The 13,040-nt window shown below is 59.3% G+C and carries 14 protein-coding genes; 7 read left to right on the top strand and 7 right to left on the bottom strand.

The features are described from left to right. Positions 1-147: 147 nt before the first annotated feature. Both BKD70_RS12470 and BKD70_RS12465 read left to right on the top strand, forming a co-directional pair. Positions 148-1,299, top strand: coding sequence for a M14-type cytosolic carboxypeptidase (locus BKD70_RS12470; RefSeq protein ID WP_047276553.1), 1,152 nt, complete (start codon positions 148-150; stop codon positions 1,297-1,299). 93 nt (positions 1,300-1,392) lie between these two features. Then, positions 1,393-2,703: a leucine-rich repeat-containing protein kinase family protein gene (locus tag BKD70_RS12465; protein WP_047276554.1), complete on the top strand. Its 1,311-nt coding sequence runs from the start codon at positions 1,393-1,395 to the stop codon at positions 2,701-2,703. Between the two features lie 107 nt (positions 2,704-2,810). Here the strand turns inward: BKD70_RS12465 and BKD70_RS12460 are convergent, their stop codons facing one another. Then, positions 2,811-3,536: a YebC/PmpR family DNA-binding transcriptional regulator gene (locus BKD70_RS12460; RefSeq protein WP_047276559.1), complete on the bottom strand. Its 726-nt coding sequence runs from the start codon at positions 3,534-3,536 to the stop codon at positions 2,811-2,813. A gap of 169 nt (positions 3,537-3,705) precedes the next feature. After that, entirely contained in the window at positions 3,706-4,575 is an 870-nt protein-coding gene (locus BKD70_RS12455) for a LysR substrate-binding domain-containing protein (RefSeq protein WP_047276561.1), read from the bottom strand. A gap of 115 nt (positions 4,576-4,690) precedes the next feature. Between BKD70_RS12455 and BKD70_RS12450 the strand changes: the two genes are divergently transcribed. Both BKD70_RS12450 and phnX read left to right on the top strand, forming a co-directional pair. Further along, complete coding sequence (locus tag BKD70_RS12450; RefSeq protein ID WP_047276563.1) at positions 4,691-5,800, top strand: 2-aminoethylphosphonate--pyruvate transaminase; 1,110 nt, start codon at positions 4,691-4,693, stop codon at positions 5,798-5,800. 68 nt (positions 5,801-5,868) lie between these two features. Beyond that, positions 5,869-6,696, top strand: coding sequence for a phosphonoacetaldehyde hydrolase (phnX, locus tag BKD70_RS12445; RefSeq protein WP_047276564.1), 828 nt, complete (start codon positions 5,869-5,871; stop codon positions 6,694-6,696). A 50-nt stretch (positions 6,697-6,746) separates the two neighbouring features. Here phnX and BKD70_RS12440 read toward each other — a convergent pair whose 3' ends face one another. Continuing rightward, complete coding sequence (locus BKD70_RS12440; protein WP_047276566.1) at positions 6,747-7,307, bottom strand: NADPH-dependent FMN reductase; 561 nt, start codon at positions 7,305-7,307, stop codon at positions 6,747-6,749. 205 nt (positions 7,308-7,512) lie between these two features. Here BKD70_RS12440 and BKD70_RS12435 point away from each other — a divergent pair, with 205 nt between their 5' ends. Beyond that, positions 7,513-7,734 carry a hypothetical protein gene (locus BKD70_RS12435; protein ID WP_047276568.1) on the top strand — a complete coding sequence of 74 codons (222 nt, stop codon included), beginning with the start codon at positions 7,513-7,515 and terminating at the stop codon, positions 7,732-7,734. Positions 7,735-7,853: 119 nt separating this feature from the next. Here the strand turns inward: BKD70_RS12435 and BKD70_RS12430 are convergent, their stop codons facing one another. The 4 genes from BKD70_RS12430 to BKD70_RS12415 form a co-directional block, all read right to left on the bottom strand. Continuing rightward, the gene (locus tag BKD70_RS12430; protein WP_047276570.1) at positions 7,854-8,426 is read right to left on the bottom strand and encodes a GNAT family N-acetyltransferase; all 573 of its coding nucleotides are present in this window, start codon (positions 8,424-8,426) and stop codon (positions 7,854-7,856) included. A 96-nt stretch (positions 8,427-8,522) separates the two neighbouring features. After that, positions 8,523-9,281 carry a DNA polymerase III subunit epsilon gene (gene dnaQ / locus BKD70_RS12425; protein WP_047276571.1) on the bottom strand — a complete coding sequence of 253 codons (759 nt, stop codon included), beginning with the start codon at positions 9,279-9,281 and terminating at the stop codon, positions 8,523-8,525. Next, positions 9,274-9,726 carry a ribonuclease HI gene (gene rnhA / locus BKD70_RS12420; RefSeq protein WP_047276573.1) on the bottom strand — a complete coding sequence of 151 codons (453 nt, stop codon included), beginning with the start codon at positions 9,724-9,726 and terminating at the stop codon, positions 9,274-9,276. Before rnhA ends, dnaQ begins: the two co-directional genes overlap by 8 nt. 96 nt (positions 9,727-9,822) lie before the next feature. Beyond that, positions 9,823-10,581, bottom strand: a complete 759-nt coding sequence (locus tag BKD70_RS12415) for a class I SAM-dependent methyltransferase (protein WP_047276574.1) — start codon at positions 10,579-10,581, stop codon at positions 9,823-9,825. 73 nt (positions 10,582-10,654) lie between these two features. Between BKD70_RS12415 and gloB the strand changes: the two genes are divergently transcribed. After that, positions 10,655-11,434, top strand: coding sequence for a hydroxyacylglutathione hydrolase (gene gloB, locus BKD70_RS12410; protein WP_047276575.1), 780 nt, complete (start codon positions 10,655-10,657; stop codon positions 11,432-11,434). A gap of 99 nt (positions 11,435-11,533) precedes the next feature. Further along, positions 11,534-12,934: a transglycosylase SLT domain-containing protein gene (locus BKD70_RS12405; RefSeq protein WP_047276576.1), complete on the top strand. Its 1,401-nt coding sequence runs from the start codon at positions 11,534-11,536 to the stop codon at positions 12,932-12,934. Positions 12,935-13,040: the final 106 nt, after the last annotated feature.

The raw sequence follows: 13,040 nt of genomic DNA, 5'->3' as shown, positions 1-13,040 counted from the left end.
ACACTAGAATTGCGCCGCGTCACGGATGACGCCCCCCTGACGTTTTTCTCCCCCATTCTCTCTGTAAATGCCTGCATTTTCGTATTGGCCCCACGCCATGGCGAGGTACAGTAACGCCCACAATTCTCAGACTCAGGGATCTGGACGATGACTGTGGCGCCCTCCTCACTTCACATCAGCAGTGACTTCGACAGCGGCAATATTCAAGTGCTGGATGCCAGCGATCCGTTGGACGTGAAACTGGCAATCAAACCCGACACCAAAAGCCCGCACTTTCAGTGGTTTCATTTCAAGGCCAGCGGCCTCACGCCCGGGCAGCCCCATCACTTTCATCTGACCAACGCCAGCCAGTCTTCCTACAACAAAGCGTGGGACGGCTACCGTGCGGTGGCGTCCTACGATCAGGAACATTGGTTCCGCGTGCCTACAGACTTTGATGGGACTTCGCTCAACTTCAGTCTTGAACCTCAACACAGCAGCGTCTGGTTTGCCTACTTCGAACCCTACAGCCGCGCACGTCACGAGGTATTGATCAGCGACGCGCAGCAATGGTCCGGTTGCCAAGTGCTGGCGGTGGGCAAAAGTGCCGAAGGGCGTGACATTCAGCTGTTGCGCAAAGGAAATGGCGCCGCCCGCAAACACAAAATCTGGATCATTGCGCAGCAGCACCCCGGCGAACACATGGCCGAGTGGTTTATGGAGGGCATTTTCAAGCGCCTGGAACAAGGCAGCGACCCGCAACTGCGCAAGTTGCTTGATTACGCCGAGCTGTACCTGATCCCCAACATGAACCCCGACGGCGCCTTTCACGGGCATCTGCGCACCAATGCCAACGGCCAGGACTTGAACCGCGCCTGGCAAAACACCAGCCCTGAGGTCAGCCCTGAGGTGTTCTTCGCACTGGAACAGATGCACACCTACGGCGTCGACCTGTTTCTGGACATTCACGGCGACGAAGAAATCCCCTACGTCTTCACCGCAGGCTGCGAGGGCAACCCGGGCTATAACGAGCGGATTGCCGCGCTCGAAGAACGTTTTCGTTCGCACCTGAGCCAGCAGACGAAAGACTTCCAGACAACCCACGGTTACACCCGCGACGAACCCGGCCAGGCCAATATGACCCTGGCCTGCAACAGCGTGGGCCAACGCTTCGACTGCTTGTCCCTGACGCTGGAAATGCCGTTCAAGGACAACAACGACGCACCCGACCCGGTCACCGGCTGGGATGGTAAACGCTCGATGCAACTGGGCCATACGGTGCTGACCACCCTTTCGGATATGGTCAAAACGCTGCGTTAACCTCCTCGCCTTAATTGCCTGAAACCCGCGCACGATTAATCGCTATCATGCGCGGCACTTTCACTGATCGATACGAGTGCACATCGCCTGCTTATGGATACCCTCGCTAAACTGCGCGCCGGTCAACTGTCGGGGCTCAAACGTCTGGATTTGTCCTGTGGGCTGACCGAGTTCCCTGAGGAAATCTTTCAACTGGCGGATTCGCTGGAAATCCTCAATTTGAGCGGCAACGCCCTGTGTTCCCTGCCCCACGACCTGCATCGCCTGACGCATTTACGGGTACTGTTCTGCTCGGACAACCTGTTCACCACCCTGCCCGAATGCCTGGGTCAGTGCGCCCAACTGAGCATGGTTGGCTTCAAGGCCAACCGGATCACCGACGTGCCAGGCGCCGCGTTACCGCCGCAACTGCGCTGGTTGATCCTCACTGACAATCACATCAGTCAGTTGCCGGATGAGTTGGGCCGCCGCCCCTTGCTGCAAAAATTGATGCTGGCCGGTAACCGTCTTCAGGCGTTGCCGCGCAGCCTGGCCGGTTGCGAGCGTCTGGAGCTGATTCGCCTAGCCTCCAACCAACTGCGCGAACTGCCGGACTGGTTACTGGCGATGCCCGGCCTGAGCTGGCTGGCGTACTCGGGCAATCCGTTGGCGGACAAACTGAATGCCGAGCACGCGCCTGACAGCACGCCAAACATCGACTGGACAGAACTGGAACTGGCGCAGCCGCTGGGCGAAGGCGCATCCGGGGTGATTTACCAGGCCATCTGGCGGGCACCGGGTCAGGCGCAACGTGCGGTGGCAGTCAAACTGTACAAAGGCGCGATCACCAGTGATGGCTCACCGCTTGACGAGATGCACGCCTGCATTGCTGCGGGCCAGCACCCGAACCTGATCAACGTGTTAGGGCGCGTGGTAGGCCATCCGCAGCACCAGGCGGCATTGGTGATGGAGCTGATTGCGCCCTCTTTCCGCAATCTGGCCGGGCTGCCGAGCCTTGAGAGCTGCAGCCGCGACGTCTATGCCGATAGCACGCGGTTCAATGCCGACAGCGCGTTGCGCCTGGCACGTGGCATCGCGTCAGCCGCAGCGCATCTGCACGCGCAGGGCATCTGCCACGGTGACCTGTATGGGCACAATATTTTGTTCAATGATCAAGGCGAGTGTTTGCTGGGCGACTTCGGGGCCGCGTGCTTGCACGCCACCGATGACAGCCCGCACACCCGCGCCTTGCAGCGTATCGAGGTGCGTGCGTTCGGCATTCTGCTGGGGGAGTTGCTGCAGCGGATCGATTCAGGATTGAGCGATCAACAGTGCGCAGCGTTGCAACACTTACAAACGCGCTGCATGCAGCCTGAGGTACTCGCCCGGCCGGACTTCGTTGAAATCTGCCGCGCCCTGGGCTGAGGGCTGCCCGACCACCGCCCCACGCCTGGTCAGCGACATACAGAGCGGCAGTCGTTGACGAGGCGACGAAGCAAGGCCCGGCGACACACTCGTCGTGAACGGGCCTCTTAAGGGGCGGGCTCGTCTTCAGGCGCAAGCGCTACAAACATGTCCTGCACATCGTCCTGCTCTTCCAGCTTCGCCAGAAATTCCTCGACTTCGGCCATTTGCTCGTCAGTCAGGCCCGTTACCGGGTTTTTAGCCATGTAGCCCAACTTGGCCGACAACACGGTAAAGCCTTGTTCAGGCAACGCCTTTTGCACGGCATCCAGGTCCGTGGTCTCGGTGATGAACAAGGTCGTGCCTTCTTCTTCGCCCTTTTCGAGATCCTGAGCGCCTGCTTCAATTGCTGCCATTTCTGGATCAGCATCCGGGGTGTCAGGCTTGGCTTCGATCAGGCCAACATGGTTAAAGTCCCAGGCTACGGAGCCCGACGCACCCAACTGCCCCTTGCGGAACGCCACGCGGATTTCAGCCACGGTGCGGTTGACGTTATCGGTCAGGCACTCAACGATCAGCGGCACCTGATGCGGGGCGAAACCTTCGTAGGTCACGCGGGTGTATTGCACCGCTTCAGTGCCGATACCGGCACCCTTGTTGATCGCCCGCTTGATGGTGTCAGCCGGCATGGACGCCTTTTTGGCCTGTTCGTACACCAGGCGCAGGTGCGAGTTCATGTCCGGGTCGGCGCCGTTACGGGCTGCAACGGTCAGCTCTTTGGCCAGCTTGCCGAAAATCTTGCCGCGGCTATTGGCGGCTTCCGCTTTGTGTTTAACCTTCCACTGTGCGCCCATTTCTCACTCTCTCAATCGTGTGTGTCGCGGCACGCTGGCCGTCGAATGGGCGCAAGTTTATACGCCCAGAACGCCTCAATCGACCAAAAAATCCAATCACGCCCGGCTCAACCTTTATCCACACCGCCCTTCACCGACGGCACGCGGCCGCTGTCCAAGGCGATAACCCTCACGCTGGGTACGATGGCGCCAGTTCCATGAACGCCTTGATCAGTCGCAGTTGGGCGCGACGCTCCATGCAGCCGAGCAGGTGCCGGTTGGTCAGGCCCTGCCCGTTAATGGGTACAGCGTGTACCCGTGGGTCCTGACTAACCTCCGCCGACGAGACAATGCCCACCCCAAGCTGTGCCGCCACCGCCTCGGTCACCGCCTCGCGGCTGTCCAGCTCCAGCAACACACGCGGGCTGACCCCTGCCTGCTCGCAGGCCAGGTCAAACGTGCGGCGGGTCGTGGACGCGGGTTCGCGCAAGACCATGATGACCTGATCCAACAGCGCCATCTCGACCCCGCCCGAGAGCGCCTGCCAAGGGTGACCGGACGGCACCAACGCGCAGATACGCGATGCCTTGAGGGGCCGCAGCATCAAGCCTTTACGCGGCTCGACCTCTGTCAGCACGGCCACGTCTGCATGTTCTGAGAGCAAAGCGGCCAGGGTGTCCTGCGCATTGCCCAAGCGTAAATTCACGGTGATGCCGGGATAGCGCTCACGCAGGCTCGCCAGCATGGGCATCACCAGGTGCGGGCCGTCCGCCGCCACTTCGAGGCGCCCGGTGAGCAGTTGGCGATTGGCTTCGAGCATGACTTGCGCCTCATCCACCAAACCAAACATGGCGCGGGTGATGGCCGCCAGTTTGATGCCCTCTTCGGTCAACTCCACACGCCGGGCCGTGCGGCGCAATAAGGTGATCTGGTAATGCTCTTCAAGGGTTTTGATATGCCCGGTGACCGCCGGCTGGCTGATAAACAAGCGTGCGGCCGCCCGGGTGAAGCTGCCTTCGCGAGCCACCGCGTCGAAGGCCCGGAGCTGGAACAGATTCATAAATAAGCCTCGCTGATGGCTGGCATCACAACAAACAATTTGAATGATGGTAACTCAAACTGCAATTTAGCCGGTGTATCCAGTCGCTATCCCATTGTTTGCGAGGAACCCCCGAATGCACACTGCCGCGCCGATCCTGCTGACTCCCGGCCCCCTGACCACCTCGGCGCGAACCCGTCAGGCCATGATGGTCGACTGGGGCTCATGGGATGAACGCTTCAACCAATTGACGGCCAGCCTGTGCGAACACCTGCTGGCCATCATCAACGGCGCCAGCAGCCACCATTGTGTACCGTTGCAAGGCAGCGGCACCTTCGCTGTAGAGGCCGCTATCGGCACCCTGGTCCCGCGTGACGGCAAAGTGCTGGTGTTGATCAACGGCGCCTACGGCAAGCGTGTGGCGAAAATCTGTGAGGTGCTGGGGCGCCGCTTCAGCACGTTTGAAACCGCCGAAGATCAACCCACCACAGCCGCTGACGTAGAACGCCTGCTCAAGGCTGATCCCGGTATCACCCACGTGGCGTTGATCCATTGCGAAACCAGTACCGGGATACTCAATCCGCTGCCAGAAATTGCCGAGGTCATTGCCCGACAGGGCAAGCGTCTGATCATCGATGCCATGAGTTCTTTCGGCGCACTGCCGGTGGACGCACAAAAAGTACCGTTCGATGCGCTGATCGCCGCCTCCGGCAAATGCCTCGAAGGGGTGCCGGGCATGGGCTTCGTGTTCGCCCATAAAGCCTCCCTGGCCCAGGCAGCGGGCAATGCCCACTCACTGGCGATGGACTTGCAGGATCAGCACGCCTACATGGCAAAAACCGGCCAGTGGCGCTTCACCCCACCCACCCATGTGGTCGCCGCCCTGCACGAAGCGTTACTGCAATACCACGAAGAAGGCGGCCTGCCCGCTCGCCATCAGCGCTACGCCAACAACTGCCAGACACTGCTCGCCGGCATGGCCACGCTGGGGATTCGCAGTTTCCTGCCCGAAGCGATTCAGGCACCGATCATCGTCACTTTCCATGCCCCGAAAGACCCGCGTTATCAGTTCAAGGAATTCTACGAACGGGTCAAGGCCAAGGGTTTCATTCTCTACCCAGGCAAATTGACCCAAGTTGAAACATTCCGCGTGGGCTGCATAGGCCACGTCACCCACGTCGATATGCAGGCGGCGGTCGATGCCGTGGCGCAGGTGCTGCAAGACATGGAAGTGCTGGACATCTGACGGCACAAACGCTGGTTGAACGTAAATTTCTCCGTGCGGTTACGACCGCTCACACAGGATCCAACGACATGAACTACACCAACCCCCACACGCTTCAAGCCGCCATCTTCGACTGGGCGGGCACCGTGGTCGACTTCGGTTCATTCGCCCCTACGCAGATTTTTGTCGAAGCGTTTGGCGAGTTCGATGTGCACGTTTCCATCGAGGAAGCACGCGGCCCCATGGGTATGGGCAAGTGGGACCACATTCGCACCCTGTGCAATCAGCCGCAGATTGCCGAGCGCTACAAAAAGGTCTTTGGCCGCACCCCGACCGATGATGACGTGACGGCCCTTTATGAGCGCTTCATGCCGCTGCAAATCGAGAAAATCGCCGCGCACTCGGCGTTGATCCCCGGTGCGCTTGAGACCATTGCCCAATTGCGCGCCCAAGGCTTAAAAATCGGCTCTTGCTCGGGTTACCCCGCACAGGTCATGGCCAAAGTCGTTGAACTGGCGGCCTCCAACGGTTACGTCGCCGACCATGTGGTGGCAACCGACGACGTACCCAACGGGCGTCCATGGCCTGCTCAGGCGCTGGCCAACGTGATCGCGCTGGGCATTGAGGACGTGGGCGCTTGCGTGAAGATTGATGACACCGTGCCGGGCATTCTTGAAGGTCGCCGCGCAGGCATGTGGACAGTGGCGTTGGTGTGTTCGGGCAACGCCCTGGGCCTGACATGGGAACAATTCCAAGCGCTGGACGCGCAGACGCTGGCCAGCGAGCGCACGCGCATTCACGCGCTGTTCGAGGGCTCACGCCCGCACTACATGATCGACACCATCATGGACTTGCCGCCCGTGATTGCAGACATCAATACGCGCCTGAAAAACGGCGAAATGCCACACAGTAGCTGACCCGATTCAACGGAGGACAGCGGCCAATGGCGCCGCTGTCTTCACCGCATTCAGGCTGGCGTGTTCAGCTCAACCCACTGCACATACGCATCAATAAAGGCTTGCAGGAAGGGACGGGTTTTTTCCGAGAGTGCGCCGGACTCATCAAAAGCCGCGCCCGCTCCGCCCAGATAGGCTTCTGGCTGCTGCATGCACGGAACATTCAGGAACACCAGCGACTGACGAAGGTGATGGTTAGCCCCAAAGCCGCCAATGGCGCCAGGGGAAACGCTGATCACAGCGCCCGGTTTGCCGCTGAAGACACTTTGACCGTACGGGCGCGATCCCACATCGATGGCGTTTTTCAGCGCACCCGGCACTGAACGGTTGTATTCGGGGGTCACAAACAGCACCGCATCGGCCTGGCGAACCTGATCGCGAAATGCCGTGTACGGCGCAGGCGCCGGGGTGACATCAATGTCTTCGTTATAAAGCGCCAGCTCGCCAATTTCGACAATGTTCAGCTTCACGTGGGGTGGCGCCAGGTGCGCCAGGGCGTGTGCCACTTTTCGATTGAGCGAGTCCTTTCTCAAACTGCCGACCAGTACTGCAACGTTGTAGACCTTGCTCATGGAAACCCCCGAAGCTGCTGTAGGAAAGCTGTAAGAACGTTAGTTATAGATGATCGGACGCCTTTCTTGCACCCCGGTTCACCCTATCGACCGGCAAGCCTGTAAAGTAGCCGGACTATTTTTTCCACAGCGTTAAACTTCCCCGGCTGATCAACGGTCTACAAGAACCGCAAATTGGGTGTTTATCTCCAGAGGTTCTCTACAAATGGCAGCAGTGCTCGTTGGGCAGTTTCATGCAAGAGACGCGGAAGGCCGTGTTTATTCCGTGCATGAGTTTCAAGACTCCACCCCTGGAACAGACGGTCAGCCGGTCATCACGTACAAGTTGGCGATTGGCGACCGCGTCAAGAAAATAAGTGATACCGAATTCGAACTGGTGCAATCAGGCATTGCCCTGGTTCGCGAGCCTGAACCCGCTCACTCTTAACACGTCATTTTTGTGGGAGGCGCGCCTGTCGGGTGGTGCACGATCATGCGCCTTGGCTGAGAAGTCGCTGCGCGCTGCGGGTATCACACGACACGCTCAACCCTGCGTTGACTGACGGCTCATGCCTGCTTTTCAAATAGCAGATACCAGAAGATCGCCACCTCGGCTGTCTGCGGATCAATCCCGCGATAGCGCAAATGATCGACCCCGCCTACCTGATACCCACAACGCTCGTACAAACGGCACGCACCGATGTTGTTGTTCTGGGTTTCCAGCATGATGCCCGGCAGCTTTTTCTTGTGGCTCCAGAACCTCACCACATCCAGCAATGATCGGGCGACCCCATGGCGACGGGCGCCAGCAATCACGGCCAATTCGTCAACGTGGGCAAAACCGTTCCAGTTGGTACTGACCACTACGTGGCCTACGGCCTGGCCATCGAGATAAGCCATGAACACGGCGCTGTCTGGCGCGCCCCGATAACTGGCGAACTCGTCGGGATCGATTCCGTAACACTTGCGGTAGGGTGTGATCCGGTGCAGGGGCCATTCATCGACGCGCGTGTGCAGGTCTACCTGGGCGTAAGCGCGTACTTCAAAACTGAAATCGTTGCACCACACATAGGGCGCGAACCCTTCATCCGCCAGGCGCACAGACACTTCAGGATTTTGCGGGTTTATGACCAGGTGCATGGGTGAGCCGATCCTTGTGTGCGGGCACCTCTCACCCAGGTGCCGCCGATGGCGACAAGGGCTGCCAGCCCTTGCCGAGACCTCAAAGGGGGTCGTTTATTGCAGCGTCTGCTGCTTGGCTTCAAGCAGTTGCACCCATAACGAAGGGGCGCCCGCAGACTTGGCAATCGCTTCGAGCCGCGCTGCGTGCTCAGCCATATCGCTTTCACTTGCACGAATAATCCGACCCGGCTGACGATCTGCGGGCAAACGGCGGATTTCAGTGGCCTGGTTGCCGGAGCCTTCGCCCGAGCCATTGCCGTCAGAGGCATTCCCGGCCAACGACAGACTGGTCTGCCCACCCGTCATGGTCAGGTAAACGTCTGCCAGGATCTCGGAGTCGAGCAAGGCGCCGTGCAGCTCACGGCCCGAGTTGTCGACGCCATAGCGTTTGCACAAGGCATCGAGGCTATTGCGCTGACCCGGGTGTCGGGCACGCGCCATCATCAAGGTATCGAGGATGGTGCAATGCTGCGTGAGGTCGGCGCGGTCGGTTTGCCCGATCAGGGCAAATTCGTTGTTCAGGAAGCCGATGTCGAACGCGGCGTTATGAATGATGAGCTGAGCACCCTTGATGAACTCGAAGAATTCATCGGCCACTTCGGCAAAACGCGGCTTGCCCACCAGAAACTCGTTGGTGATCCCGTGGACGCCAATCGCGCCCTCGTCGCTTTCACGGTCGGGTTGCAGGTACACGTGAAAATGCCGTCCGGTCAGGCGGCGACCCATTAACTCGACACAGCCGATTTCGATGACCCGGTGGCCATCGGTCACCGGCATACCGGTGGTTTCGGTATCGAGGACAACACTACGCATGCTTGAGGCCCCTCATTTCATCCACACCCCGATTGGCCAACTGGTCGGCACGTTCATTGCCCGGATGGCCGATGTGACCACGCACCCATTGCCACTTCACGGTGTGACGGCTGACTTGTTCATCGAGCAACTTCCACAGGTCGGCGTTTTTCACCGGTTCTTTGGACGCGGTTTTCCAACCGCGTTTTTTCCAGTTGACCATCCACTCGGTGATGCCTTTCATCACGTACTGGGAGTCCGTCACCAGCACGACTTCGCACGGACGCTTGAGTTCTTCAAGGCCACGAATGGCCGCCATCAGTTCCATGCGGTTGTTGGTGGTATTGGGTTCGCCGCCCCAGAGTTCTTTCTCGACACCCTGACACACCAGCAAGGCACCCCAGCCGCCGGGGCCGGGATTGCCCTTGCAGGCACCATCGGTGAACATTTCAACGCTATTGCTCATTACAACCTATCCAGAAAAGGGTGTTGTGGCCTGCCCATCACGGATCGGCAGCACCTGAGGCCGGATCGCTCCGGCCCTTCGTTTATTCAAGCGCAACTACGGTTGGCTGTGACGCCGGTTGACCTTGGCCATCGGCAAGGGAATCAGCTTGCCCATGGGCTCGCGTCGTAACGGATTGACCGGCCGCAAGCCAACCACCATCTTGCGTGCCACCAATATATAGAAGCCGCCACCGGCCAATTGCCAGTTGCCCGCCTTGTGTTCCCAACCTGATAAACGACGCTGCCAGGCCGGGGACGCGAGCGGCGGACGATAGCACCCGAAGCGGCGTTTCTCCAGCGCAAAGCCCAGCAGGTTCAGCCAATCGGCCACGCGGGAGGGGGAAATACAACGCGCCTTGCTCAGCGCATCCTTGGCGAACACGTGGCGCAGGCCCCAGGTGCTCCAGGGGTTGATGCCCACGATCAGCAAATGCCCACCGGGCCGGACGCTGCTGGCGGCTTCGCGCAACAAGCCATGGGGCGACAGGCAGAAATCCAGACCGTGTTGCAGCACCACCACGTCGGCCGCGTGCTCGCACAACGGCCAGGCCTGCTCTTCACAAAAAATCTCAACCCCCGGTAATGGCGCCCCCAGGCGCACCGTGCGCTGGACTTGAGCCGCATTGGGCGGGGTATCCGCGCCCGGCCCGTAATGCACCAGATAACCGCCAAAGAACCGGCCGAGCTCGTCTTCCAGTACACGTTGTTCATCTTCCAGCAATAACTGCCCGTGGGGACCGGACAACCATTCGCGCGCCGAACGGATCAGCGCCAGCCACTCAGGGTCAGCCTGAGCCAATGCTTTATCGGTCATTGCTCCTCCAACTCGCCATGTACCCATCACAAGCCCTAAGATGCGCCATTGTTTCGCACTTGGGAATTGCGCCATGCTACAGATCGATGCACTGCCTGCCTTCAATGACAACTACATCTGGTTGTTACAGGACACTGCCAGCAAACGCTGCGCGGTCGTGGATCCGGGCGACGCTGCGCCGGTCGAAGCCTGGCTGGCCCAACACCCGGACTGGACCTTGAGCGACATCCTGATCACCCATCACCACTCCGACCATGTCGGTGGGGTTGAACAGTTGCACCAACAGACTAACGCCAAGGTCTGGGGCCCGGCCCAGGAAACCATCCCCGCACGACAAGCGGCCCTTAACGACAACGATCGCATCGAGGTGCTGGGGTGTACGTTCGAGGTCTTCCTACTGCCCGGCCATACCCTTGGGCACATCGCCTACTATCATGCGCATCCGGCAACCCCGCTGCTGTTCTGTGGCGACACCCTGTTTGCGGCGGGTTGCGGCAGGCTGTTTGAAGGCACCCCCGCACAAATGCATCGCTCCTTGGGCCGACTGACGGCGCTGCCCGGTAACACCGCCGTGTATTGCGCCCATGAATACACGTTGAGCAATTTGCGCTTTGCTCAGGCGGTGGAGCCGGACAACGCGGATATCAAGGCGCGCATCGAACAAGTCACGCAATGGCGAGCCAAGGATCAGATCAGTCTGCCGTCCGATATCGCACTGGAATTACGTACCAACCCTTTTTTACGGGTTAACGAAACATCTGTTAAAGAAAAAGCTGACGAATGGAGCGGGCAGGACAATGCCTCGCCGGGCGCGGTGTTTGCCAGCTTGCGCCGCTGGAAAGATAAGTTCTAATCAGGGTCGCGGTTGGCACAAAAATTCTGAACAGTTGACCGCGTCCCACCTGCTTTCTAGAATCGCCCGACATTTTTGCCCGGAACTTACTTCCAGCCAATGTCGTCATCTATACGTAACTCCCTCAAAACAGACGCATTGACGCGCCTTGCGCAAGCCATCGCGCTGGCCGTGTCCGCTGTACTGGCGGGTTGTCAAAGCATGGATCATTCGGCTCAAACGTCCGAAAGACCCTCGCTCAAACTGACCAAACGCATTCCTCAAGAGCCGATCTGGCTCAACGAAAAACCCAGCCCTGCCGCCCCGCAAGATGTGTGGGAGCGGATGCGCCAGGGGTTCAAGTTGCAGGAAGGCGCGGACGTTAACCCGCGAATAGAACAGCAGCGCCTCTGGTTCGCCAGCAACCCGTCGTTTCTCGAAAACGCGGGCGAGCGCGGCAGCCTTTATATCCACTACATCGTGGAGCGCCTCGAAGAGCGCAACATGCCCCTTGAACTGGCCCTGCTGCCAGTGATTGAAAGTGCCTACAACCCAATGGCGTACTCCCACGCCAATGCCGTAGGTCTCTGGCAGTTCATCCCCTCGACCGGTCGCTACTTCAACCTGCGCCAGACCCGCGCTTACGATGGCCGCAAAGACATTACCGCCTCGACCCTGGCGGCTATGAACTACCTGACCCGCCTGCATGACATGTTCAATGGCGACTGGTTGCTGGCACTCGCGGCTTACAACGCGGGCGAAGGCACGGTGAGCCGGGCAATCGAGCGCAATGAAAAGCTGGGCCTGCCTACCGATTACTGGAACCTGCCCCTGCCCCAGGAAACCAAGGACTACGTCCCCAAGCTCCTGGCATTGTCCCAAGTGGTGATGGCCCCTGAAGCCTATGGCATCAACCTGAACCCTATCGCCAACGAACCGTACTTCGAGATGGTCGAAATCAAGCAGTCCATGGACTTGTCCCGTGTGGCAGCGCTGGCTGAAATCGACGAAGACGAAATGTTCCAGTTGAACCCGGCCTACAAGCAACGCGCCACCACCGATGGCCCGCAGCACTTGCTCGTACCGACCTCCAAGGCTCAATTGCTGACGGCCAGCCTGTCCAACCTCAAACCTGAAGAATTGGTCAGCCTGCGCCCTAAAAAGGCTGTCTTCGATACCGTCGCCAGCACCACGCCACGCCTCAAGCGCACGTACAAAGTCAAAAGCGGCGACAACCTGACCACCATTGCCAAAGCCAACAGGGTCAATGTTCGCGACTTGCAGCGCTGGAACAAGCTCACCGGCAAAAACCTCAAGGCCGGTCAGATGCTGGTCATGCAGGACACACGCAAACCCGCGACCCGCCAGAAACCCACGCAATACAAGGTAAAAAAGGGCGACTCGCTGTACATCGTCGCCAAGCGGTTCAACGTTGAGATGCAACACCTCAAGCGCTGGAATCCCAACAGTGCCAAGGCACTCAAGCCAGGGCAGATGCTGACCATTTCAAAGCCTCGGTAAGCGTCACGCCGTCAACGCAGCGGGCAATCCTGCTCCTACATAAATGTGGGAAGCAGATTGCCCGTTTTGCTTTCCGGTGCAGTCTTTTTCCTACAGATACAAGCTG

The organism is Pseudomonas sp. BS-2016 (assembly GCF_001806145.1).
GTDB lineage: Bacteria > Pseudomonadota > Gammaproteobacteria > Pseudomonadales > Pseudomonadaceae > Aquipseudomonas > Aquipseudomonas lundensis.
The sequence above is the reverse complement of the archived record's forward strand: the minus strand, read 5'-3'. Positions and strand labels throughout refer to the sequence as shown.

Bases quoted from the DNA above. Each gene is read 5' to 3' on its own strand.
- BKD70_RS12470 (WP_047276553.1), top strand. From the start codon at position 148: ATGACTGTGGCGCCCTCCTCACTTCACATCAGCAGTGACTTCGACAGC.
- BKD70_RS12465 (WP_047276554.1), top strand. From the start codon at position 1,393: ATGGATACCCTCGCTAAACTGCGCGCCGGTCAACTGTCGGGGCTCAAA.
- BKD70_RS12460 (WP_047276559.1), bottom strand. From the start codon at position 3,536: ATGGGCGCACAGTGGAAGGTTAAACACAAAGCGGAAGCCGCCAATAGC.
- BKD70_RS12455 (WP_047276561.1), bottom strand. From the start codon at position 4,575: ATGAATCTGTTCCAGCTCCGGGCCTTCGACGCGGTGGCTCGCGAAGGC.
- BKD70_RS12450 (WP_047276563.1), top strand. From the start codon at position 4,691: ATGCACACTGCCGCGCCGATCCTGCTGACTCCCGGCCCCCTGACCACC.
- phnX (WP_047276564.1), top strand. From the start codon at position 5,869: ATGAACTACACCAACCCCCACACGCTTCAAGCCGCCATCTTCGACTGG.
- BKD70_RS12440 (WP_047276566.1), bottom strand. From the start codon at position 7,307: ATGAGCAAGGTCTACAACGTTGCAGTACTGGTCGGCAGTTTGAGAAAG.
- BKD70_RS12435 (WP_047276568.1), top strand. From the start codon at position 7,513: ATGGCAGCAGTGCTCGTTGGGCAGTTTCATGCAAGAGACGCGGAAGGC.
- BKD70_RS12430 (WP_047276570.1), bottom strand. From the start codon at position 8,426: ATGCACCTGGTCATAAACCCGCAAAATCCTGAAGTGTCTGTGCGCCTG.
- dnaQ (WP_047276571.1), bottom strand. From the start codon at position 9,281: ATGCGTAGTGTTGTCCTCGATACCGAAACCACCGGTATGCCGGTGACC.
- rnhA (WP_047276573.1), bottom strand. From the start codon at position 9,726: ATGAGCAATAGCGTTGAAATGTTCACCGATGGTGCCTGCAAGGGCAAT.
- BKD70_RS12415 (WP_047276574.1), bottom strand. From the start codon at position 10,581: ATGACCGATAAAGCATTGGCTCAGGCTGACCCTGAGTGGCTGGCGCTG.
- gloB (WP_047276575.1), top strand. From the start codon at position 10,655: ATGCTACAGATCGATGCACTGCCTGCCTTCAATGACAACTACATCTGG.
- BKD70_RS12405 (WP_047276576.1), top strand. From the start codon at position 11,534: ATGTCGTCATCTATACGTAACTCCCTCAAAACAGACGCATTGACGCGC.